This is a genomic window from Cupriavidus sp. SS-3, from assembly GCF_035818815.1.
In the GTDB taxonomy this organism is placed as follows: domain Bacteria; phylum Pseudomonadota; class Gammaproteobacteria; order Burkholderiales; family Burkholderiaceae; genus Cupriavidus; species Cupriavidus taiwanensis_C.
This window is the reverse complement of record NZ_JAYLVT010000029.1, coordinates 22,781-43,387: the sequence shown is the minus strand read 5'-3', so window position 1 is coordinate 43,387 and position 20,607 is coordinate 22,781. Positions and strand designations below refer to the sequence as shown.

The 20,607-nt window shown below is 69.6% G+C and carries 16 protein-coding genes and 2 pseudogenes; 6 read left to right on the top strand and 12 right to left on the bottom strand.

Annotated elements, in window-relative coordinates:
- Window positions 1-209 precede the first annotated feature (209 nt).
- Window positions 210-1,118, bottom strand: a complete 909-nt coding sequence (prpB, locus tag U9J39_RS28885) for a methylisocitrate lyase (protein WP_115703169.1) — start codon at window positions 1,116-1,118, stop codon at window positions 210-212.
- A gap of 280 nt (window positions 1,119-1,398) precedes the next feature.
- Here prpB and prpR point away from each other — a divergent pair, with 280 nt between their 5' ends.
- Window positions 1,399-3,360, top strand: a complete 1,962-nt coding sequence (gene prpR / locus U9J39_RS28880; protein WP_326348745.1) for a propionate catabolism operon regulatory protein PrpR — start codon at window positions 1,399-1,401, stop codon at window positions 3,358-3,360.
- Window positions 3,361-3,376: 16 nt separating this feature from the next.
- Here the strand turns inward: prpR and U9J39_RS28875 are convergent, their stop codons facing one another.
- Together U9J39_RS28875 and U9J39_RS28870 are read right to left on the bottom strand one after the other, a co-directional pair.
- Window positions 3,377-4,378, bottom strand: coding sequence for a cysteine synthase A (locus tag U9J39_RS28875; RefSeq protein WP_326348744.1), 1,002 nt, complete (start codon window positions 4,376-4,378; stop codon window positions 3,377-3,379).
- A 121-nt stretch (window positions 4,379-4,499) separates the two neighbouring features.
- The gene (locus U9J39_RS28870; protein ID WP_062799507.1) at window positions 4,500-4,793 is read right to left on the bottom strand and encodes a putative quinol monooxygenase; all 294 of its coding nucleotides are present in this window, start codon (window positions 4,791-4,793) and stop codon (window positions 4,500-4,502) included.
- Window positions 4,794-5,017: 224 nt separating this feature from the next.
- Here U9J39_RS28870 and U9J39_RS28865 point away from each other — a divergent pair, with 224 nt between their 5' ends.
- On the top strand, window positions 5,018-6,241 hold the full coding sequence (locus U9J39_RS28865; protein ID WP_115709535.1) for an HD-GYP domain-containing protein: 1,224 nt from the start codon (window positions 5,018-5,020) through the stop codon (window positions 6,239-6,241).
- An 18-nt stretch (window positions 6,242-6,259) separates the two neighbouring features.
- Here the strand turns inward: U9J39_RS28865 and U9J39_RS28860 are convergent, their stop codons facing one another.
- Window positions 6,260-7,168 (bottom strand): LysR family transcriptional regulator, encoded by a 909-nt coding sequence (locus U9J39_RS28860; RefSeq protein ID WP_115709534.1) that lies wholly within the window; start codon window positions 7,166-7,168, stop codon window positions 6,260-6,262.
- A 119-nt stretch (window positions 7,169-7,287) separates the two neighbouring features.
- Between U9J39_RS28860 and U9J39_RS28855 the strand changes: the two genes are divergently transcribed.
- Window positions 7,288-7,605, top strand: coding sequence for a DMT family transporter (locus U9J39_RS28855; protein WP_115680273.1), 318 nt, complete (start codon window positions 7,288-7,290; stop codon window positions 7,603-7,605).
- 78 nt (window positions 7,606-7,683) lie between these two features.
- A complete protein-coding gene (locus tag U9J39_RS28850) occupies window positions 7,684-9,012 on the top strand; it encodes a mechanosensitive ion channel family protein (protein WP_115709533.1) in 1,329 nt (442 codons plus the stop codon).
- A 12-nt stretch (window positions 9,013-9,024) separates the two neighbouring features.
- On the opposite strand, the gene purT is transcribed toward U9J39_RS28850, so the two are convergent.
- The 7 genes and pseudogenes from purT to U9J39_RS28815 form a co-directional block, all read right to left on the bottom strand.
- Window positions 9,025-10,230: a formate-dependent phosphoribosylglycinamide formyltransferase gene (gene purT, locus U9J39_RS28845; protein WP_115680271.1), complete on the bottom strand. Its 1,206-nt coding sequence runs from the start codon at window positions 10,228-10,230 to the stop codon at window positions 9,025-9,027.
- Window positions 10,231-10,301: 71 nt separating this feature from the next.
- A complete protein-coding gene (locus U9J39_RS28840) occupies window positions 10,302-10,781 on the bottom strand; it encodes a hypothetical protein (protein ID WP_116312590.1) in 480 nt (159 codons plus the stop codon).
- Window positions 10,782-10,924: 143 nt separating this feature from the next.
- Window positions 10,925-12,094 (bottom strand): MFS transporter, encoded by a 1,170-nt coding sequence (locus U9J39_RS28835; protein ID WP_240987711.1) that lies wholly within the window; start codon window positions 12,092-12,094, stop codon window positions 10,925-10,927.
- 294 nt (window positions 12,095-12,388) lie between these two features.
- Window positions 12,389-13,386, bottom strand: a pseudogene (locus tag U9J39_RS28830) (Bug family tripartite tricarboxylate transporter substrate binding protein).
- 89 nt (window positions 13,387-13,475) lie between these two features.
- Complete coding sequence (locus U9J39_RS28825) at window positions 13,476-14,240, bottom strand: crotonase/enoyl-CoA hydratase family protein (RefSeq protein ID WP_115680267.1); 765 nt, start codon at window positions 14,238-14,240, stop codon at window positions 13,476-13,478.
- Window positions 14,241-14,267: 27 nt separating this feature from the next.
- Window positions 14,268-15,032 (bottom strand): SDR family NAD(P)-dependent oxidoreductase, encoded by a 765-nt coding sequence (locus U9J39_RS28820; RefSeq protein WP_115709529.1) that lies wholly within the window; start codon window positions 15,030-15,032, stop codon window positions 14,268-14,270.
- Between the two features lie 53 nt (window positions 15,033-15,085).
- Window positions 15,086-16,264, bottom strand: a complete 1,179-nt coding sequence (locus tag U9J39_RS28815; protein WP_326348743.1) for a thiolase family protein — start codon at window positions 16,262-16,264, stop codon at window positions 15,086-15,088.
- Window positions 16,265-16,478: 214 nt separating this feature from the next.
- Here U9J39_RS28815 and U9J39_RS28810 point away from each other — a divergent pair, with 214 nt between their 5' ends.
- Window positions 16,479-17,294 (top strand): IclR family transcriptional regulator, encoded by an 816-nt coding sequence (locus tag U9J39_RS28810; protein WP_326348742.1) that lies wholly within the window; start codon window positions 16,479-16,481, stop codon window positions 17,292-17,294.
- 29 nt (window positions 17,295-17,323) lie between these two features.
- Here U9J39_RS28810 and U9J39_RS28805 read toward each other — a convergent pair whose 3' ends face one another.
- Entirely contained in the window at window positions 17,324-18,121 is a 798-nt protein-coding gene (locus U9J39_RS28805) for a crotonase/enoyl-CoA hydratase family protein (protein ID WP_115709525.1), read from the bottom strand.
- 299 nt (window positions 18,122-18,420) lie between these two features.
- On the opposite strand from U9J39_RS28805, the pseudogene U9J39_RS28800 reads away from it, so the two are divergent.
- Window positions 18,421-20,591: pseudogene (locus tag U9J39_RS28800) on the top strand (PQQ-dependent dehydrogenase, methanol/ethanol family).
- The last annotated feature ends 16 nt before the right edge of the window (window positions 20,592-20,607 follow it).

Below are 20,607 nucleotides of genomic sequence, written 5' to 3'. Positions count from 1 at the left end.
GTCATTGCCGGTGCGGCCGACGGTGCACAGCGCGGTGTTGCCGGCGGTCACGCCCGACAGCGCGACGGATTTCTTGGGCTTGGGAGTGACGAGCGGTTGCGCTTCGGACATCTGGGTCTCCTTGGTGTGATGCCTGGTGTTGCCTGTCTTGGTCGTGCAAGCGGCCGGGAGGGGATGTCCCCGGCCCGGCCGCGCCTGCGTCTGGTTGCTTACTTGCCCTTGCCTTGCGCGAACAGGGCGTCGAGCTTCTGCTCGAAGTCATGGTAGCCGATGCTCTCGTAGAGCTCGGCACGGGTCTGCATGGTATCGACCACGTTCTTCTGCGTGCCGTCGCGGCGGATCGCCGCGTAGACGTTTTCCGCGGCCTTGTTCATGGCGCGGAAGGCCGACAGCGGGTACAGCACCATCGACACGCCGGCACCGCCCAGTTCTTCGGTGGTGAACAGCGGCGTGGCGCCGAACTCGGTGATGTTGGCCAGTACCGGCACCTTCACCGCGTCGACGAACTTGCGATACATGCCGAGGTCGGTCATGGCTTCCGGGAAGATGGCGTCGGCGCCGGCTTCGACGCAGGCCACGGCGCGCTCGATGGCGCTGTCCAGGCCTTCCACGGCCAGCGCATCGGTGCGGGCCATGATGACGAAGTTCTCGTCGGTGCGGGCGTCGACGGCGGCCTTGATGCGGTCGACCATTTCGCCCTGGGTGACGATTTCCTTGTTGGGACGGTGGCCGCAGCGCTTGGCGCCGACCTGGTCCTCGATATGCATGGCCGCGGCGCCGAACTTGATCAGCGACTTGGTGGTACGGGCCACGTTGAAGGCCGAGGCGCCGAAGCCGGTGTCGACATCGACCAGCAGCGGCGTGTCGCACACGTCGGTGATGCGGCGGATATCGGTGAGCACGTCATCCAGGTTCGAGATACCCAGGTCCGGCAGGCCCAGCGAGCCGGCCGCCACGCCGCCGCCCGACAGATAGATGGCCCGGTAGCCGGCGCGCTTGGCCAGCAGCGCGTGGTTGGCGTTGATGGCGCCGACCACCTGCAGCGGATGTTCGTCGGCAAGCGCCTGGCGGAAACGGGCGCCAGCGGAGCGCGCGAGGTCGGAAGCGGAGTAGGTCATGGCGTATGCGTTGGTGAACAGGACAAGCCGAATACTGCAAGGGGTGTGCCAGGCTCGGCGAAAGCAGCCGGAAAACCCGGAATCCCTTGCCAGCGCTGGGCTGGCGGGCAGGGCGACAGGCACCTCCGCGGGATCCGTGCCGGGTTTTCCGCACTTTTGAAATCCACGACCTGTGTTTTGGAATTCAAAGTTGAAATCCCGGGCATCGTGGCGGACAATGTGACAGCACTGTACGCCTGTTCATCCCGCCTTTCATCCCACTTTCCTTCCGCACCGCATCATGGCTCCTCCCGTTTCCGCGCAAGGCCGCCCGCGCATCTGGGCAATCGGCATCAGCCGCCTCGCGCGCGCCTTTGCCGACCTGATCCCGGCCTATGCCGACCGCGCCGAATTCCGCATCGTCGGCAAGGGTTTCGAGGCCGCCGCCAGCGCGGTGTCGCGCGAGGTGCGCGAGGGCCGGCTCGACGTGGTCGTCGCCGGCGGCTCCAACGGCGCCTATCTGCGCCAGCATGTGGACGTGCCGGTGGTGCTGGTCAAGGTCACGGGCTTCGACGTGATGAGCGCACTGGCCACCGCGCGGCGGATCTCGCCGCGGGTGGCGCTGGTCACGCACGCGGCAACCTACGCCGAGGTCGATGAATTCGTGCGCGCGTTCTCGCTGTCGGTGCCGGCCTACACCTACCTGACCGAGGATGACGCGGTGGCGCGCGCGAAGGCGCTCAAGCAGGAGGGCATCCAGGTGGTGGTGGGCCCCGGCCTGGTGACCGACCTGGCCGACCGCTATGGCCTGACCGGCGTGTTCCTGTACTCGGGCAACTCGGTGCGCATGGCACTGGAAGACGCGATCGAGGCGGCGCGCCTGCGCCGCATCGAGGCCACCCGCCGCGACTACGTCAACACCATCCTGGCGCACCTGAACGAGGGCGTCGCGGCGGTCGACGCGCAAGGCCGGATCCAGTCGTTCAACCCGGCGATGGAGCGCTTCCTCGGCACCTCGGCCGCCGCCGCGGTCGGGCGCAAGCTGCAGACGCTGGCGCCGAGCCTGGCGCTGGAAGGGGTGATGCAGAGCGGCGACAAGGAGCTCGAGGCGATCCACAAGCTCGGCGACAAGATGGTGGTGGTCAACCGCATTCCCATCCTTTCCGAGGCCGGCACCACCGGCGCGGTGCTGACCATCCAGGACGCCAGCGCGATCCAGCGCGTCGACCGCAACCTGCGCTCGCGCAGCCGCGCGCGGCCGGCGGCGGTGCGCTACAGCCTGGACGACCTGGCCGGCACCTCGGCCGCGATGACGGCGCTGCGCGAACTGGCGCGGCGCTATGCCGTGGTGGACTCCACCGTGCTGATCGGCGGCGAGAGCGGCACCGGCAAGGAGGTGCTGGCGCAAGGCATGCACGATGCCAGCCCGCGCCGCGCGTTCCCGTTCGTGGCGGTCAATTGCGCCGCCTTTCCCGAGGCACTGCTGGAAAGCGAGCTGTTCGGCTACGAAGAGGGCGCCTTCACCGGCGCGCGCCGCGGCGGCAAGGCCGGCCTGTTCGAATCGGCCCACAACGGCACGCTGTTTCTCGACGAGGTGGGCGACATGCCGCCCGCGCTGCAGACGCGGCTGCTGCGCGTGCTGCAGGAAAAACAGGTGCTGCCGATCGGCGGGCTGGACGCGGTGCCGGTGAACGTGCGCGTGATCGCCGCCACCCATCGGGACCTGGCCGCGATGGTGCGCGACGGCAGCTTCCGCCAGGACCTGTATTACCGCCTCAACATCCTGCGCATTGCCATGCCGCCGCTGCGCGAGCGCGCCGAAGACCTGCCCGAACTGGCCGAACTGCTGTACCGCCGCGCGCAGGACCGGCTGGGCCTGGAGCGCCCGCAGCGCCTGCCCGCCGCGGCGCGCGCCCGGCTGGCGCGCTACCGCTGGCCCGGCAATATCCGCGAGCTGGAAAACGTGACCGAGCGCATCGCGGTCCTGGTCGCCGGCCGCCGGCTCGACGGCGAGGCCCAGCAGCGCGAACTGCAGGCCGCGGCGCCCGAGCTGTTCGGCGAGGTCGCGCCCGCGGTTGAACCCGAAGCCGCAGCCGCGGCGCCAGCCGCGCGGGCGCGCCGGTCGCTGGCGCGCATCAAGCAATCGAGCGAGGTCGACCATATCCGGCGCGTGCTGGAAGAGTGCGGCGGCGACCGCACCGCCGCCTGCCATATCCTCGGCATCAGCCCGACCACGCTGTGGCGGCGGCTGAAGGCGGCCTAGCCCGGGCGTTATCCCGTTATCCGGCGGGGCTGGCCCGGCGGAACGGAATCGGCTGCAGCCCCTTGCCCTGCAGCCACGCCTCATTGAACAGCCGTCCCATATACAGGTCGCCACGGTCGCACAGCAGCGTGACGATGGTGTGCCCTGGTCCCATCTCGCGCGCCAGCGCCACCGCAGCGCCGACATTGATGCCGGATGAACCGCCCACGAACAGCCCTTCCTCGCGCAGCAGCCGGTAGACCATGTCCACGCAGGTCTGGTCGTCGACGCGCACGGCATCGTCGATGGGGGTGTCCTGCAGGTTGGCGGTGACGCGGCTGGAACCGATGCCTTCGGTGATCGAGCTGCCTTCGGCCTTGACCTCTCGGTGCTTGACGAAATGGTACAGGCCGCTGCCGTGCGGGTCGGCCAGCACGATGCGCACGCCCGGCTTGTGTTCCTTCAGGCAGCGCGCGATGCCCGCGAGCGAGCCGCCGGTGCCGGTGGCGCAGGTGAAGGCGTCGATATGGCCGGTGGTGGCGTGCCAGATCTCGGGGCCGGTGGTCTCGTAGTGGGCCTGGCGGTTGGCGAGGTTGTCGAACTGGTTGGCCCAGATCGCGTTTTCGGTCTGGTCGGCGAGCCGGCCGGCGATCTTCTGGTAGTTGTCGGGATCGGCGTACGGCTTGGCCGGTACCGCGCGCACTTCGGCGCCGAGCATGCGCAGCCGCTCCATCTTTTCCGGCGATTGCGTGTCGGGGATCACCACGATGCAGCGGTAGCCGCGCGCCGCGCACAGGTGCGCCAGGCCGATGCCGGTATTGCCCGCCGTGCCTTCGATCACCGTGCCGCCCGGCTTCAGCAGCCCGCGCCGCTCGGCGTCGCGGATGATGTAGAGCGCCGCGCGGTCCTTGACCGAGCCGCCGGGATTGAGGAATTCCGCCTTGCCGTAGATGTCGCAGCCGGTGTCGGCGCTCAGGCCGGCCAGCCGGATCAGCGGCGTGTGGCCGATGGTGCCGGCAAATCCATCCCTGATCTCCATGGTGCACTCCTGCCGCGCCCGGGGCGGGCGTCACCTTGATTGATAGGTCGGTGCGGCGGGAATGACAAGCGGCGGCCGGCGCGCTGGAGCAGCGGAAAGTGACCGGGATAGCGCCTTGCGCTCAGGCGGCGTTGAGCCAGCGGAAGCTGAAATCGCCCTCGACGAAGTCGGCGCGCGCGGCGTGGAAATCGCGCATATAGGGGCGGTTCAGGTGCGATTCCAGCGCGCGCTTGGAATCCCAGACCATGTAGATGACGAACACCCGCGCGTCCTCGGCATCCTGCCCGACGTGATAGTCCAGGCAGCCGGGCTCGGTCAGCCCGCGCGAGCGCAGCGCAGCGAGCTGGGAGACCAGCGCGTCGCGGCGGTGGGTCTTGGCACGGGCGATGCCGACTAGCGTGTACGTTCCGGACATGGGTGAACGGGGGCGACTGGCTGGCGTCTGTGAGCACTGGGCCAGCCATTGTAGCGGCGGCCATGGCCCGGCCCGGCAATGCCCGACGGCGCCGTCCGGGCATTCGGGCGGCGCTTGACAAGGGTGCGCGGCACGGTTCCTGCCGCCGTGGCCGACGCTCAAGTTATGTCCGCCGCCGCCGATATCCGGAACGACAACGAGAAAACCATCATCCGAGGGGGCGCATGCTGAGACGCATTGGATCGGAGCAATTGCAGGTCGGGATGTTCGTCGCCAGGCTGGGCGGGCCCTGGATCAACCATCCGTTCTGGCGCGCGCGCTTCCTGGTCGCCAGCGAGGAGCAGGTACGGCAGATCCGGTCGGCGGGCGTACGCGAAGTGTGGATCGATATCCTGAAGGGCCGCAACGTGCCGGTGCCGGAAGGCGCCGCCAACGCCGCGTCGGGCCTTGCCACGGCCCACCCCGCAACCGGGGCCGAGGGCCCGGCCCACGCGCCGCCAGCCACCACGCTCGAAGCCGAGATCGTGCATGCGCGCGAACTGCTGCAGTCCGGCAAGGCCGTGATCGGCTCGATGTTTGCCGACGTGCGCATGGGGCGGGCGCTGGACGTCAGCGGCGCGCTGCTGCTGGTCGACGCGGCGTCGCGCTCGCTGTCGCGGCATGGGCAGGCGCTGCTCGCGCTGGCGCGACTCAAGGCGCGCGGCGACGACAACTACCTGCATGCCTTCGCGGTCTGCGCGCTGATGATCGCGGTCGGCCGCACGCTGGGGCTGCCCGACGACGAGGTGCGCGAACTGGGCCTGGCCGGCCTGGTGCATGACATCGGCAAGCTGGCCGTGCCCGGCGCCGTCAGCCTCCGCGCCGGCGAGCGCACGCCCGAGCAGGAGGAGGCCTACCGCCGCCATCCCTCCGCCGGCTACCGCATCCTCAACGAAGCCCGGCTCTATTCCAATATCCCGCTCGACGTCTGCGTCCACCACCATGAGCGCGTCGACGGGCGCGGCTTTCCCTTCGGCCTGGTCGGGCACGAACTGAGCGTGCACGCCAGGATCGGCGCGATCTGCGATACCTATGACACCCTCACCGCCAGCCACCCCGGACACCAGCCATGGTCACCGGCCCGCGCCATGGAATACATGGCGGTGCGCGTCGACACGCTGTTCGACCGGCGCGTGTTCAAGGCCTTCTCGCGCACCGTCGGCATCTACCCGCTCGGCACGGTGCTGCGGCTGCGCTCCAACCGGCTGGCGGTGGTGTGCGCCCAGCATGACGCCGACCCGCTGCGGCCCAAGGTGATGGCGTTCTATTCGGTGTCGCAGTCGCGGCCGGTGCCGACCGAACTGATCGACCTGCGCCATGGCGACGAGACCGTGGTGGCGTTCGAGAACGCGGCGGAGTGGGGCTTTACGGATGAGCAGTTGCTGGAGATGTATGCGCCGGCGGCGTGAGCGCACGCCGCCGGTGCGTCACCCCGCCAGCCATCGCCCTTGCCTGAGCCGCTCATGCAGGAAGTCCCCCAGCGCCCGCACGCGCGCGCTGTGCCGCAGGTCCGGGTGGGTCAGCACCCACAGGTCGGTGTCCATGGCGGCGTCGGGCGGCGCCAGCCGCACCAGCGCCGGATCGTCGCCGGCCAGCAGGCACAGCAGCATGCCGGCGCCCATGCCATGCCGGACCGCGTCGGCCATCGCCACCAGGCTGTCGGCGCTGACCACGCGGCGCGGTTCCGGCACGTGCTCGCGGATCCAGCGCGACTGGGTCAGGTGCGACAGCGCTTCGTCCGGCACGACCCAGTCATAGGCGGGCCAGTCCGCCAGCGCGGGGCTGTCGGCCATGGCGGGCAGCCCGAGTTGCTGCAGGTAGCTTCGCGCCGCGTACGGGGCCGTTTGCAACCGGCCGATGCGGCGGCCCACCAGGTACTCGGGGGGCGTGTTCGCCGGCCGGATCGCGACGTCGGCCTCGCGCCGGCTCAGGCTGAGGAAGCTGTTGTTGACGACCAGCTGCAGCTGGATGCGCGGATGCAGGGCGCGGAACTCGGCCAACAACGGCATCAGCAGCCCGCCCAGCAGCGTGTCGGTGGTGGTCACGCGCAACGGGCCGCTCAGCTGGCTGTCGAGGCCGGACAGCTGGCGCTGCGCCGCATCGATCTGTTCGCCCACCCCGGCCAGCCGTTGCGCCAGCGCCTCGCCGGCCGGGGTCATGGCGTAGCCGGTGGCATGGCGCTCGAACAGCAGCGTGCCGAGGGCGTCTTCCAGCCGCGCCAGCCGGCGCAGCACCGTCGAGTGGTTGACGTGCAGGGCGCGGGCCGCGCCGGCCAGCGAGCCGGACTGGCCCACGGCGAGGAAGTATTTCAGGTCGTCCCAGTCTGCTTCCTGCATGTTTGCATAATCCCTTTGCAAGTTCGGCCAGTTCCCGTGCGGATCCGCACAGCCTACAGTGGCTGGGCGTGGCCGGCAATGGGTGCCGGCGCACGAGCGAAGGGAGGAAAAACATGGCAATGGCGTGGACGCTGCTGGTGCTGGCCGGGTTGATCGAGATCGTGATGGCGCTGGCGCTCAAGCATACCGATGGCTGGACCCGCGTCGGCCCGACCGCGCTGGGCATCGGGGCCGCGCTGGCCAGCATCTACCTGCTCAGCGCGGCCCTGCGCCACTTGCCGGTGGGTACTGCCTATGCCATCTGGACCGGGATCGGCGCGATCGGCGTGACGCTGATCGGCATCCTGTTCCTGGGCGAGAGCGCGTCGCCGCTGCGGCTGGTGCTGATCGGGCTGATCTTCGTCGGCATCGGCGGGCTGAAGCTGCTGCCTGCCTAGCCGGATCCGGGCGCCGCGCAGCGGGGCGGGCGCGTTCGGTACACTATCAGGCCAAGTCAAAGGCCAGAGTCGCCCCCCATGAGTTTCGATGCCCTGCTGGAGCTGTTCCAGCAACGTATTCCTGCCCATCCGTGGGCCCAGATCGCGCTATACCTGGTGGCGCTGGTCCTGATCGCCGCGCTGGCGCAGTGGCTGTTCGGCCATGTGATGTCGCGCATCGCCCACCGGGTGCTGAAGGTGTGGGGCAAGACGCCGTGGAGCACGGCGCTGACGCGCCATCGCGCCTACCGGCGTTTCGGCTACGCGGTGGGCTTTGCAGTGATCACCGTCGGCATCGGCGAAGTCCCGCATATGGGCCGCTATGCGCTGGCGATCGAGCGCCTGGCGCATGCCAGCCTGTGGGTGTGCTTCTTCCTGATGCTCGGCGGCGTGCTGGGCGCCTGGCAGGACGTGTACGCCAGCAGCCGCCGGGCGCAGACGCGCTCGATCAAGGGCTATATCCAGGTGGGCCGGCTGGGGCTGGGTCTGGTGTGCGCGGTGCTGGTGCTGTCGATCCTGATCAACCGCTCGCCGCTATGGATGCTGTCCGGCCTGGGGGCGCTGTCGGCGGTGCTGCTGCTGGTGTTCAAGGACACGCTGCTGTCGCTGGTCGCCAGCACGCAGCTGACCTCCAACGACATGCTGCGCATCGGCGACTGGATCGAAATGCCCCAGTGCAATGCCGACGGCTACGTCAAGGACATCGCGCTGCATACGGTCAAGGTGCAGAACTGGGACAACACCGTGACCACGGTGCCGACCTACAAGCTGTTCTCGGAGAGCTATCGCAACTACCGCCAGATGTTCGAGTCCGGCGCGCGCCGGATCAAGCGCACCTTGCGGCTGGATGCGGGCAGCGTGCGCTTCCTGGAAGACCGCGAGGTCCACGCGCTGATGCGCTTCCGCCTGCTGCACGACTACCTGGAAGAAAAGCAGCGCGAGGTCGACGAGGCCAACCGGCTGCTGATCGCCGCCGGCAACGACCCGGTCAACCGGCGCCGGCTGACCAATATCGGCACCTTCCGCGCCTACGGCATTGCCTACCTGAAGGCGCACCCCGAGATCCACCACGACCTGCTGCTGAACGTGCGCATGATGGAGCCCGATTCGCAGGGCATCCCGGTCGAGATCTACTGCTTTACCGCGCTGACCGCGTGGATGGACTACGAGCGCATCCAGGGCGATGTGTTCGACCACCTGCTGGCGATCCTGCCCGAACTGGGGCTGCGGCTGTACCAGGCGCCGTCGGGCGCCGACCTGAACGGCGTGCGCATCGCGCCGGTGCTGGCGGCCGCGCAGGTGGCGGCCGTGCAGGCGGCCCAGCATGCCCCGGCGCATGGTGCCGCCGCGGGCAGCCATCCGATCTAGCGGCGCCGCGCCTCAGCCCACCGCGCGCGGGCGCACGCGGCTGGCGGCTTCCTTGGCGCGCGTGCGCGCGGTGTCGATGTCGTCGGCATAGGCCAGCGCCACGCCCATGCGGCGGCGGGCGAAGCTCTCGGGCTTGCCGAACAGCCGCACCTCGGTCTGCGGCACGCGCAAGGCCTGGTCGACGCCGTCGAAGACCACGCCCTGCGCTTCCACGCCGCCGTAGATCACGGCGCTGGCGCCGGGGCTGCGCAGCGTGGTGTCGACGGGCAATCCGAGGATGGCGCGCGCATGCAGCTCGAACTCGTTCTGCCATTGCGTGGCCATGGTGACCATGCCGGTGTCGTGCGGGCGCGGGCTGACCTCGCTGAACCAGACCTGCTCGCCCTTGACGAACAGCTCCACGCCGAACAGGCCCATGCCGCCCAGGTCGGCGGTGACCGCCTGCGCGATGCGCTGCGCGCTGGCCAGCGCGGCGGGATGCATGGGTTGCGGCTGCCAGCTCTCGACATAGTCGCCACTGACCTGCACGTGGCCGATCGGCGCGCAGAACTGCGTTTCGACCTGCCCGCTGGCGCCGATGGCACGAACGGTCAGCAGCGTGATCTCGTAGTCGAAATCGATAAAGCCTTCGACGATCACGCGGCCGTGGCTGACGCGGCCGCCGGCCATGGCGTAGTCCCACGCCGCCTTGACGCCTTCGGGCCCGTCGATCTTGCTCTGCCCCTTGCCGGAGCTGCTCATCACCGGCTTGACCACGCACGGGTAGCCGATGCCGCCGTCGATGGCGGCCTGCAGTTCTTCCAGCGAATCGCAGAACTTGTACGGGCTGGTGGGCAGGCCGAGCGATTCGGCGGCGAGCCGGCGGATGCCTTCGCGGTCCATGGTCAGGCGCGCGGCGCGGGCGGTGGGAATCACGCGCACGGTGCCGGCGGCTTCCAGGGTTTCCAGCATCGGCGTGGCAATCGCCTCGATCTCGGGCACCACCAGGTGCGGCTTCTCGGCTTCGATCAGGGCCTTGAGCTGGTCCGGGTCGCTCATCGCGATAGTGCGGGCGTGATGCGCGACCTGCTGGCCGGGCGCGTTGTCATAGCGGTCGACCGCGATCGTCTCCACGCCCAGGCGCTGCAGCGCGATCAGCACCTCCTTGCCGAGCTCGCCGGAGCCGAGCAGCATCACTTTGGTGGCGGAGGGGGAAAGGGGCGTTCCGAGGGTGGTCATGGCGGCGGGGCGGCGAGGCGCAGGGAAAACCGAGATTGTACGTGCTGCCGCGCGTGCTGGCGCCGCCGGGCCTAGTCTTCGGCGTCGCGCGAGCCGGTTGGGCGCCGTGCGGCCTGGTCCTTGCGGTCGGCCGCCTCGGCCTCGGCCGGGCTGGAGGCGACGCCGTACATGCCGTGGCGCGGCGTGCCCGCGGGCAGGTTGCCGAGATCGGTCGGTTGATAGGGATGCGGGCCCGGCGGCGGCTGCGAGGTATCGCTGGACGGATGTGCTCTGCCGGTGAGCTTCTCGTCGCGGGTCACGCTGTGGCCGCCGTAGTGGTAGTCGGTCAGCGAGCCTTCATGCGCGGGGGCTGAGGGGGCCGGCGCGCCGGAGATATCGGTCACGCGGACCGGAATCGACGGATAGACCTGCTGGGCGCCGGCGATCGCCATCTCGGGCGAGTCGAACTCGCCGTCGAGCCGCTCCGGCGCGCCGTTGCCGGTGCGCATTTCCAGATGCCAGCGGCCGTCTTCCGGGCCGCACACCAGGATTTCCTGTTCGGTCGAGGTCATGGGGCCTCCTTCGGTCTGGGCATTGCGTCTCTGCGCAGACAGGCACGAACCGTTCCAGCCGCGCGGCCCGCGCCGTACCGGCCTGGGCGCGCGCCGCGTGACGCCAGATTTACAATGCGCGCGCGTTCTTACCGCCGCCGCGCTCAGGACGTCGCCATCAACGGCGGCCGCGGCCGCGTCGCCACCGCGAAAGCGATCTGCGCGAGCCCCGCCGCCAGCCCCAGCGCCACCCCGGCCTGCCAGGCCACGGTATAGGAGCCGAGCGCGTCATAGACCAGCCCGCCGCCGAAGGCGCCGACAAAGCTGCCGATCTGGTGGCTGAAGAAGGCCACGCCGCCCAGCATCGCCTGCCAGCGCAGGCCGAAGGTCTCGGCGATCCAGCCCGAGACCAGCGGCGCCACGCCCAGCCACAGGAAGCCCATCACCGCGGCGAACACCAGCGTGCTCTGCGGCGTCGGTGCCGACGAGAAGTACCAGGTCAGCGCCAGCGAACGCAGCGTATAGATGCCGCCCAGAAGCATCAGCTTGTTGTAGCGGCCACCGGCCCAGCCGAAGAAAATGCTGCCCAGCACATTGAAGCCGCCGATCACGCCCAGCGCCTCGGCGCTGAGCATCGGGTCCATGCCGCACACGTCGAGATACGACGGCAGGTGCGTGGTCAGGAACACCAGCTGCATGCCGCAGACAAAGTACGCCAGTGCCATCACCACGAACGGCGCGTGGCGCAGCGCGGTGCCCAGCGCCTGGCGCGCGTTGTCCTGGCCGATGCCCGCCGGCGTCGCCAGCGGCAGCCGGTCGACGCGCCCGGCCGACCATGCCGCCGGCAGCATCACCAGCGCCAGCAGCACGAAAGCGGCCAGGCCGGTGCGCCAGCCGTAGGCCTGCGTCACCATCTGCCCGATCGGCGCCGCCAGCAGCGCGCCCAGCGAGCCCGCGCCCGACACCAGCCCCAGCACCGTGCTGCGCAGCGCCGCCGGCACCGGCCGCGCCGCCACCGCCATCGCCAGCGCGCTGCCGGTGCAGGCCATCGACGCGCCGATGGCCACGCCCGCGCCCAGCGTGACGCCGACCATGCTGTGCGCGGTCGCCAGCAGCACCAGCCCGATTACGTAGAGCAGCGAGCCCGCCATCATCAGCGGCCGGAAGCCGATGCGCGTGGCCCACGCGCCGGCCAGCGGCTGCAGCAGGCCCCACGCCAGGTTCTGCACGGCGATGGCGACGGTGAAATCCGACACCGAGATGCCGATATCGCGCGTCAGCGGCGGCATGAAGATGCCCAGGCTCTGGCGCAGGCCCATGGCCAGGCTCAGCATCACCGAAGCGCCTAGCAGGATCGGCAGCGCCGGGCGCAGGCCCTCGAAGCGGGAAGGGGATGAAGACGGGGAAGGGGCGGGGGAGCGTGGCACGGCAGGTCTCGTCGCGGGGTTATCGTTATCGTTGTGGACCCCGGGCGCCTTCCATGTCTGCAATGTCTGTAATTTAAGCGGGCACTGAATATACCGCAGGGTAAGGCGAGGGTATGCCGCGGCCCCCGGCCATGTCAATTTGGCTTTGGGCCGGGCCGCCTTCCGCTTTGGCGAAGTCGGCCCGGCGCGGCGCCCGCGGGGTCAGTCCAGGCTGACCTTCGAGGCGCGGATGGTCTCGCCCCAGCGCTGGATCTCGCCGCGCACCAGCGCGGCGAACTTCGGCTGCGGCTCGCCGCCGGCAACGCCGCCCATGTCGCGCAAGCGCGCCGCCACTTCGGGATCGCGCATGGCTTTGCCCAGCGCCTCCTGCAGCGCCGCGGCCACCGCCGGCGGGGTCTTGGCCGGGGCGAAGAAGCCCAGCCAGCCCATCACCACGAAGTCCTTGACGCCGGCTTGCGCCATGGTGGGCACGTCGGGCAGCGCGGGCAGGCGCTCGGCGCTGGTCACGGCGAGCGCGCGCAGCTTGCCGGCGCGGATCTGCGGCAGCGCCTGCGTCAGGTTGTCGAACATGAAGGTGGTTTCGCCCGCCAGCACGGAGGTGGTGGCAGGCGTCGAGCCCTTGTACGGGACGTGGATGACCTCGGTGCCGGTGCGCAGCCGGAACAGTTCCGCGGTCAGGTGGGGGTCTGGCCGATGCCGGCCGAGGCATAGGAATACTTGCCGGGCGACTGCTTGAGCTGCGCCACCAGCTCGGGCACGCTGCGCACCGGGGCCTGCGCGCCGACCACCAGCACGTTGGCGAACGAGATCAGGTCGGTCAGCGGCAGGAAATCCTGCGGCTGGTAGGACAGCTGCTTGTAGGCGCTGTAGTTGATGGCATGCGAGCCGGTATTGCCGACCAGCAGCGTGTAGCCGTCCGGCGCCGCGCGCATGAAGGCCTGCGTGCCGATGATGCCGCCGCTGCCGGGCTTGTTGTCGACCACCACCGGCTGGCCCAGGATGGCCGACAGCTTCTGCGCCACCAGCCGCGTCGGGATATCGGTGGTGCCGCCGGGCGCGCCGGGCACGATGATGGTGATGGGCCGCTCGGGCCAGGCCGCGGCATGCGCGGCCGCGGGGGCCACGCAGGGCAGCGCCGCGGCGGCGAGCAGCAGTGCGGCGCTGGTATGGGACTGCGATGCGGGCAGCTTGGGTGTCATGGGTCTCCTCCACGTATGTTTATGGGCTGCTTGGCAAGGCAAGAACGGCCGGCTTGCGGCCGGCCGTTCTCAGGTCAGGTGCGGGCGTTTCACTTGCCCGTCCACACCGGCTTGCGCTTCTCGGCGAAGGCGGCGGCGCCCTCGCGCGCGTCGGCGGAAGTAAAGACCGGGTCGATCAGCGGCTTCTGCTTCACGAACATGTCCTCGCGGGTCCAGTCGCCGGACTGCGCCACCACCTGCTTGCTGGCGGCGATGGCCAGCGGCCCGTTGGCGCCGACCGCATCGGCCAGCTGCAGCGCGGCGTCGAGCGCGCCTCCGGCATCGGTCAGGCGGTTGACCAGGCCCAGCTCGTAGGCGCGCTCGGCCGGCAGCATGTCGCCGGTCAGCGCGTATTCCATCGCCACGTGGTAGGGCACGCGGCGCGGCAGGCGGATCAGGCCGCCGGCGGCGGCGGCCAGGCCGCGCTTGACCTCGGGCAGGCCGAACCTGGCGGCGCGCGAGGCCACCACCAGGTCGCACGCCAGCACCAGCTCGAAACCGCCGGCCAGCGCATAGCCCTCGACCGCGGCAATCAGCACCTTGCGCGGCGGCTGCTCGGTCACGCCGCCGAAGCCGCGGCCGGGAATGCTCGGGCGCTTGCCGGCCAGGAAGCCCTTCAGGTCCATGCCGGAGCAGAAGGTGCCGCCGGCGCCGGTCAGCACCGCCAGGCTCAGGTCGTCGCGCGCATCGAGTTCATCCAGCGCGGCGGCAATCGCGGTGGCGGTCTCGAAGTCCATCGCATTGCGGGCCTCGGGGCGGTTGATGGTCAGCACCATCACGTTGCCGCGGATTTCCTTCAGCAGGGTATCGCTCATGAGTTCTCTCCTGTCTGGTCGGCTGGTTCAGCGCGGTGCCATGCGGATGGCGCCATCCAGGCGGATGGTCTCGCCGTTGAGCATGGGGTTCTCGAGGATGTGCAGCGCGGTCGAGGCATATTCGTCCGGCGCGCCCAGGCGCGCCGGGTGCGGCACCATGGCGCCGAGCGAGGCGCGCACGTTCTCCGGCAGCTTGGCCAGCAGCGGGGTGTCGAACAGCCCCGGGGCGATGGTGCAGACGCGGATCGCTCGCTGCGCCAGGTCGCGCGCGGCCACCAGCGTCATGCCGACGATGCCGGCCTTGGCCGAGGCATAGGGAATCTGGCCGATCTGGCCTTCGTAGGCGGCCACCGACGCGGTCAGCACGCAGGCGCCGCGTTCGCCGTCGACCAGCTCGTTCCTGGCCATGCGCGCGGCGCCCAGGCGCAGCGCGTTGAAGGTGCCGATCAGGTTGATGCGCACGATCGACTCGTACTTTTCCAGCGAGCCCGGCGAGCCGTCCTTCTCGACCACGCGCACGGGGCCACCCAGGCCGGCGCAATGGATCAGCGCGCGCAGCGGGGCAACGGCCTCGGCGGCGTCGTAGACCGCGTTCATCTGCTCGGTGTCGGTCACGTCGGCCTTGAGGAAGCGGACCTTGCCGCCGAACTCGTCGACCACGGCGTTGCCGCGTTCTTCCGACAGGTCGGCGATGACCACGTCGACGCCGCGCTCCACCAGGCGCCGCACGCAGGCCAGGCCCAGGCCGGAAGCGCCGCCGGTGACGACGGCGGACATGTTGGTCAGTTTCATGGTGAGTCTCCTTGATGGGGGATCGGGATGGCGGAAATGGGGCAGGGCGCCGCTTACAGGCGCTCGATGATGGTGGCGTTGGCCATGCCGCCGGCTTCGCACATCGACTGCAGGCCATAGCGCTGGCCGCTGTCTTCCAGCGCATGCAGCATGGTGGTCATCAGCCGCACGCCCGAGGCGCCCAGCGGATGGCCCAGCGCGATCGCGCCGCCGCGCGGGTTCAGCCGCGCCGGGTCGGCGCCGAGCGCGCGCTGCCAGGCCAGCGGCACGCAGGCAAAGGCTTCGTTGATCTCGTAATGGTCGATCTGCTCCAGCGTCAGGCCGCTCTTCTTGATGGCGCGCTGGCTGGCGGGGATGGGAGCGGTCAGCATCGCGATCGGATCGTCGCCGCAGACGTCGAACGCGACGAAGCGCGCGCGCGGCTTCAAACCCAGGCGCTGCGCCATGGCCTCGCTCATCAGCAGCATGGCGGCGGCGCCGTCGCTGATCTGCGAGGCATTGCCCGCGGTCACGTTCCAGCCGATCTGCGGGAAGCGCGCGCTCAGCTCGTCGTTGCGGAACGACGCCTGCAGCGTGCCCAGCTTCTCCACCGAGGTGCCGGGACGGATGGTCTCGTCGTGCTCGACCACGCCGTTGGGGGTGCTGATGCCGACGATCTCGCGGCGGAACGCGCCGCTTTGGCGCGCGGCGGCGGCCAGTTCGTGCGAGCGGGCCGAGTAGCTGTCCATCTGCTCGCGCGACAGCTCGTACCGGGCGGCGACCAGCTCGGCCGCCACGCCCTGCGACACCAGGCCGGGCGCATAGCGCGCTTCCATCGACGGGCCATACGGGTTCTGGCCGATGCGCGCCGAACCCATCGGCACCCGGCTCATCGACTCGATGCCGCAGGCGATGACGATGTCATAGGCGCCGGCCATGATGCCCTGCGCCGCAAAGTGCACGGCCTGCTGGCTGGAGCCGCACTTGCGGTCGATGGTGGTGGCCGGCACGTGCTCGGGGAACCCCGCCGCCAGCCACGCCACCCGGCCGGGGCCGGCGGACTGCTCGCCCGCCTGCGTCACGCAGCCGGTGATGACGTCGTCGACCAGGCCCGGGTCCAGCCGGTTGCGCTCGACCAGCGCCTTGAGCACCTGCGCCAGCAGTTCGGTGGCATGGAGCTCGGTAAAGGCCGAGCCCGGCTTGGAGCGGCCCATCGGGCTGCGGATAGCGTCGACGATGACGGCTTGTTGCATGCGGAGTCTCCTGAGAAAGCTGAGCGTTGCGAGTCGTGGCGGGATATTGAGACGTCTGTATCGAAAAGTGATCGTCCGATACGATGAATTGGGATTCTGGCGTCGAAAAACCGCCATGTAAACGCAAAAAAACCGGTTTGACTTTCGAAAAGGCGAAGGGCAACATCCGGGTTTTGAGACGCGAGTATCAAAAAACTCAGATTCAGGCCTTGCAATGACCAATGCTCCACATGCTTCCGTGGCCCCGCCAGCCGCCGATGCCGACGGCGAGGCGCGCCTTGTCAGCGCGCTGGCACGCGGTGTCTCGATCCTCAACTGCTTCTCGCCAACGGTGCAGGAACTCAGCAGCCGGGAACTGATGGAACGCACCGGGCTGGCCAAGCCGACCCTGTTCCGGCTGCTCGACACGCTGTGCGGGCTGGGCCTGCTGCATTACTCGGAACGGCTGTCGCGCTATGTGCCCGGCGTCGGGCTGATCAACCTGGCCGCGCCGGCGCTGGCGCGCATGACCATCCGCCAGCTGGCGCGGCCGGCGATGCAGGAGCTGGCCGACCATATCGCCGGGCAGGTCGAGCTGATCGTCGGCAGCGGCCATGCGCTGACCTATGTCGAGATCGCGCAGGGTGTTGGCAGCCATGTGTTCCGGCCAGAGGTGGGCACGCGCGTGTCGGCCACGCGCACCGGCTCGGGCCGCGCGTACCTGCTGCGCCTGGACGAGGCCGAGCGCGAGGCGTACCTGGCCCAGCTGCGTGCCGCCGACCCGCCGCGCGCCGACTGGCTGCAGGCGCGCCTGGCCGATGGCGCGCGCGACCTGCAGGAGCACGGCTTCTGCCGAGGCCATCGCGACCTGCACCGCGAAGTGGAATCGGTGGCCGTGCCGCTGCGCACGCGCCGCGACGGCGAGGCGTGGATCTTCGCCGCGTCGGTGCCGGTGTTCAGCCAGCAGAGCAAGCAGCTGGAGGAAGATATCGGCCCGCGCCTGGTCAGCCTGGTGCGCAATGTCGAAGGCGCGCTGGGCGTGGCGGGATAGGGCCGCGCCAGCGCATTGCTGCGGCGGCTTCAATTGCCGGTAAAGACCGGCGTGCGCTTGTCCAGGAAGGCCTGCACCGCTTCGCGGTGGTCGGCGGTCTGGTGCGACAGCGCCTGGAAGCCGGCCGACAGTTCCAGCAGCGTATCCAGCCGGGTATGCATGGCTTCGCGCATCAGGCGCTTGGCCAGCCGCACCGCGTGCGGCGGATTGGCGGCGATGCGGCCGGCCAGTTCATAGGCGGTGGGCAGCAGCGCGTCGGGCGCCACCACGCGCGACACCAGGTTCCATTCGAGCGCCAGCCTGGCGTCGATCGGCTGGCCGGTGAAGGTCATCTCGGCCGCCCGCGACAGGCCGATCACGCGCGGCAGCAGCCACGCGCCGCCGTCGCCGGGAATGATGCCCAGCTTGACGAAGGACTCGGCGAACTGCGCGCGCTCCGAGGCAATGCGGATATCGCACATGCAGGCCAGGTCCAGGCCCGCGCCCATGGCCGCGCCGTTGACCGCGGCGATCACCGGCACCTCCAGGTTGAACAGTGCCAGCGGCAGGCGCTGGATGCCGCGGCGGTAGTCCTGGCGGATCTCCATGCCGGGCACCGTGCCTGAGGCCTGGCGCTCCATGTCCTTGATATTGCCGCCCGACGAGAACGCCGTGCCGGCGCCGGTGATCACCACCGCGCGCACGCTGCCGTCGCCGTGGATGCGGTCGATCGCCTCCAGGAACTCCGCCACCGCGGTATTGCCGGTCAGCGGGTTGCGCCGCTCGGGCTCGTTCATGGTCAGGGTGACGATGTGGTCCTGCTGCTCGTAGAGAAGGAACTGGCTCATGTGGGGGCTCCGGGTAGGGATGCAAGGTCTGTCCTGGCGCCAAGGCTAAGCCACGGTGGCCGGCAGCGTCCAATATTCATTTCTTCCCTGCCGATATCCAGGGGATATTGCTCGCGCGGCCCGGACCTCCGGTGGGCAGTGCCGGCCGCGGAGCCGGATTGGGGTTATCCCTGTACCCATAACGCGAGGGCTCGCCGATGATCGGTGGGCCCCGGCTACCGCCCGGCATCGCGCAGTACCGCGCAGTACCGTAATCCTGCAGTCCCGAATTCCAACAAGAATGCCCTTCAGGAGACGATATGAGCCATGCGTTGAAGCCGGCAACGGATCCCGTTGCCGCCGAATTTGCCTCCGCAGTTGCCACGGCCAGGCGCCGTACCAGGAATCGCGCCGCGGTCTGGCTGGCGATCCTGGCGCTGGCGGCGCAACTCTTGCCCGCCAGCGCCGCGGCGCCGCGCAACGCGGCGGCCCGGGTCGACGGCGCCTTCATCAGCGCCAATGCCAGCACCACGCGCGACTGGCCCAGCCATGGCCTGGACTATGCCGAGACCCGCTTCAGCCGGCTGCGGCAGATCGATGCGGCCAATGTGCGCGACCTGGGGCTGGTGTGGAGCTATAACCTGGAGTCGACCCGCGGCGTGGAAGCCACGCCGCTGGTGGTCGACGGCGTGATGTACGTGACCGCGTCGTGGAGCGTGGTGCATGCGGTCGACGCGCGCACCGGCAAGCAACTCTGGACCTTCGACCCCAAGGTGGACCGCGCGCTCGGCTATCGCGGCTGCTGCGACGTGGTCAACCGCGGCGTGGCGCTGTACCAGGGCAAGGTGTTCGTCGCCGCCTACGATGGCCGGCTGATCGCCCTCGACGCCGCCAGCGGCCGCAAGGTTTGGGAGCAGGACACCATCATCGACCGCCGCTATTCGTACACCATCACCGGCGCGCCGCGCGTGTTCAAGGGCAAGGTCATCATCGGCAACGGCGGCGCCGAGTTCGGCGTGCGCGGCTACATCACCGCCTACGATGCCGCCACCGGCGCGCAGCAGTGGCGCTGGTTCACCGTGCCGGGCGACCCGTCCAAGCCGTTCGAGGACGAGTCGATGGCCGCGGCCGCCAAGACCTGGGACCCGAGCGGCAGGTACTGGGAAGCGGGCGGCGGCGGCACCGCCTGGGACACGCTCGCCTTCGACCCCGAACTGAACCTGATGTACGTCGGCACCGGCAACGGCGCGCCGTGGTCGCGCAGCAAGCGCAGCCCGGCCGGCGGCGACAACCTGTACCTGGCCTCGATCGTGGCGCTCAACCCCGACACCGGCAAGTACGTCTGGCATTACCAGGAGACTCCGGGCGACAACTGGGACTACACCTCGACCCAGCCGATGATCCTGGCCGACCTGAAGCTGGACGGCCAGCTGCGCAAGGTCATCCTGCACGCGCCCAAGAACGGCTTTTTCTTTGTCATCGACCGCACCAATGGCAAGTTCATCTCGGCGAAGAATTTCGTCGACGTCAACTGGGCCACCGGCTATGACGCCAGCGGGCGCCCGATCGAACGGCCCGAGGCGCGCGCGGTGGACCGGGCCTATGACGCGATCCCCGGCCCGTACGGCGCGCACAACTGGCACCCGATGTCGTTCAATCCGCAGACCGGACTGGTCTACCTGCCGGCGCAGCACGTGCCGCTCAACCTGATGGACGACAAGACCTGGCAGTTCAACCAGGGCAAGCCCGGCACGCCGCATGGCAACGTGGGCTGGAACACGGCCAAGTTCCTCAACGCCGAGCCACCGCAAAGCAAGCCTTTCGGCCGGCTGATTGCGTGGGATCCGGTGCAGCAGAAGGCCGCGTGGACCAAGGAGCTGGTCTCGCCGTGGAACGGCGGCACGCTGACCACGGCCGGCAACCTGGTGTTCCAGGGCACAGCGGACGGCCGCTTCGTCGCCTATGACGCGCGCACCGGCGACAAGCTGTGGGAATCGCCGACCGGCACCGGCGTGGTCGCCGCGCCGGTCAGCTTCGAGCTCGACGGCAGGCAGTATGTCTCGGTGGCGGTGGGCTGGGGCGGGGTCTACGGGCAGGCGCAGCGCGCCACCAACCGGCAAGGCCCGGGCACGGTCTACACCTTCGCGCTCGGCGGCAAGGCGCCGCTGCCGGCGTTCGCCGAATACCGTGCCGGCAAGCTGCTGCAGGGCGTGAAGTACGACCCGGCGCTGGTCAAAAGGACGGCACCGCGCTGTACGTCAGCAACTGCGTGCTGTGCCACGGCGTGCCCGGCGTCGACCGCGGCGGCAATATCCCCAACCTGGGCTATATCGATGCCGCCTTCATCGAGAACCTGGACAAGGTCGTGTTCAAGGGCCCGGCGATGGCGCGCGGCATGCCGGACTTCACCGGCAAGCTGACGCCGCAGGACGTCGAGAAGATCAAGGCCTTTATCCAGGGCACCGCGGACGCGGTGCGGCCCAAGCCCTGAGCACGGGGCAGGGCCG

Bases quoted from the DNA above. Each gene is read 5' to 3' on its own strand.
- prpB (WP_115703169.1), bottom strand. From the start codon at position 1,118: ATGACCTACTCCGCTTCCGACCTCGCGCGCTCCGCTGGCGCCCGTTTC.
- prpR (WP_326348745.1), top strand. From the start codon at position 1,399: ATGGCTCCTCCCGTTTCCGCGCAAGGCCGCCCGCGCATCTGGGCAATC.
- U9J39_RS28875 (WP_326348744.1), bottom strand. From the start codon at position 4,378: ATGGAGATCAGGGATGGATTTGCCGGCACCATCGGCCACACGCCGCTG.
- U9J39_RS28870 (WP_062799507.1), bottom strand. From the start codon at position 4,793: ATGTCCGGAACGTACACGCTAGTCGGCATCGCCCGTGCCAAGACCCAC.
- U9J39_RS28865 (WP_115709535.1), top strand. From the start codon at position 5,018: ATGCTGAGACGCATTGGATCGGAGCAATTGCAGGTCGGGATGTTCGTC.
- U9J39_RS28860 (WP_115709534.1), bottom strand. From the start codon at position 7,168: ATGCAGGAAGCAGACTGGGACGACCTGAAATACTTCCTCGCCGTGGGC.
- U9J39_RS28855 (WP_115680273.1), top strand. From the start codon at position 7,288: ATGGCGTGGACGCTGCTGGTGCTGGCCGGGTTGATCGAGATCGTGATG.
- U9J39_RS28850 (WP_115709533.1), top strand. From the start codon at position 7,684: ATGAGTTTCGATGCCCTGCTGGAGCTGTTCCAGCAACGTATTCCTGCC.
- purT (WP_115680271.1), bottom strand. From the start codon at position 10,230: ATGACCACCCTCGGAACGCCCCTTTCCCCCTCCGCCACCAAAGTGATG.
- U9J39_RS28840 (WP_116312590.1), bottom strand. From the start codon at position 10,781: ATGACCTCGACCGAACAGGAAATCCTGGTGTGCGGCCCGGAAGACGGC.
- U9J39_RS28835 (WP_240987711.1), bottom strand. From the start codon at position 12,094: ATGCTGAGCCTGGCCATGGGCCTGCGCCAGAGCCTGGGCATCTTCATG.
- U9J39_RS28825 (WP_115680267.1), bottom strand. From the start codon at position 14,240: ATGAGCGATACCCTGCTGAAGGAAATCCGCGGCAACGTGATGGTGCTG.
- U9J39_RS28820 (WP_115709529.1), bottom strand. From the start codon at position 15,032: ATGAAACTGACCAACATGTCCGCCGTCGTCACCGGCGGCGCTTCCGGC.
- U9J39_RS28815 (WP_326348743.1), bottom strand. From the start codon at position 16,264: ATGCAACAAGCCGTCATCGTCGACGCTATCCGCAGCCCGATGGGCCGC.
- U9J39_RS28810 (WP_326348742.1), top strand. From the start codon at position 16,479: ATGACCAATGCTCCACATGCTTCCGTGGCCCCGCCAGCCGCCGATGCC.
- U9J39_RS28805 (WP_115709525.1), bottom strand. From the start codon at position 18,121: ATGAGCCAGTTCCTTCTCTACGAGCAGCAGGACCACATCGTCACCCTG.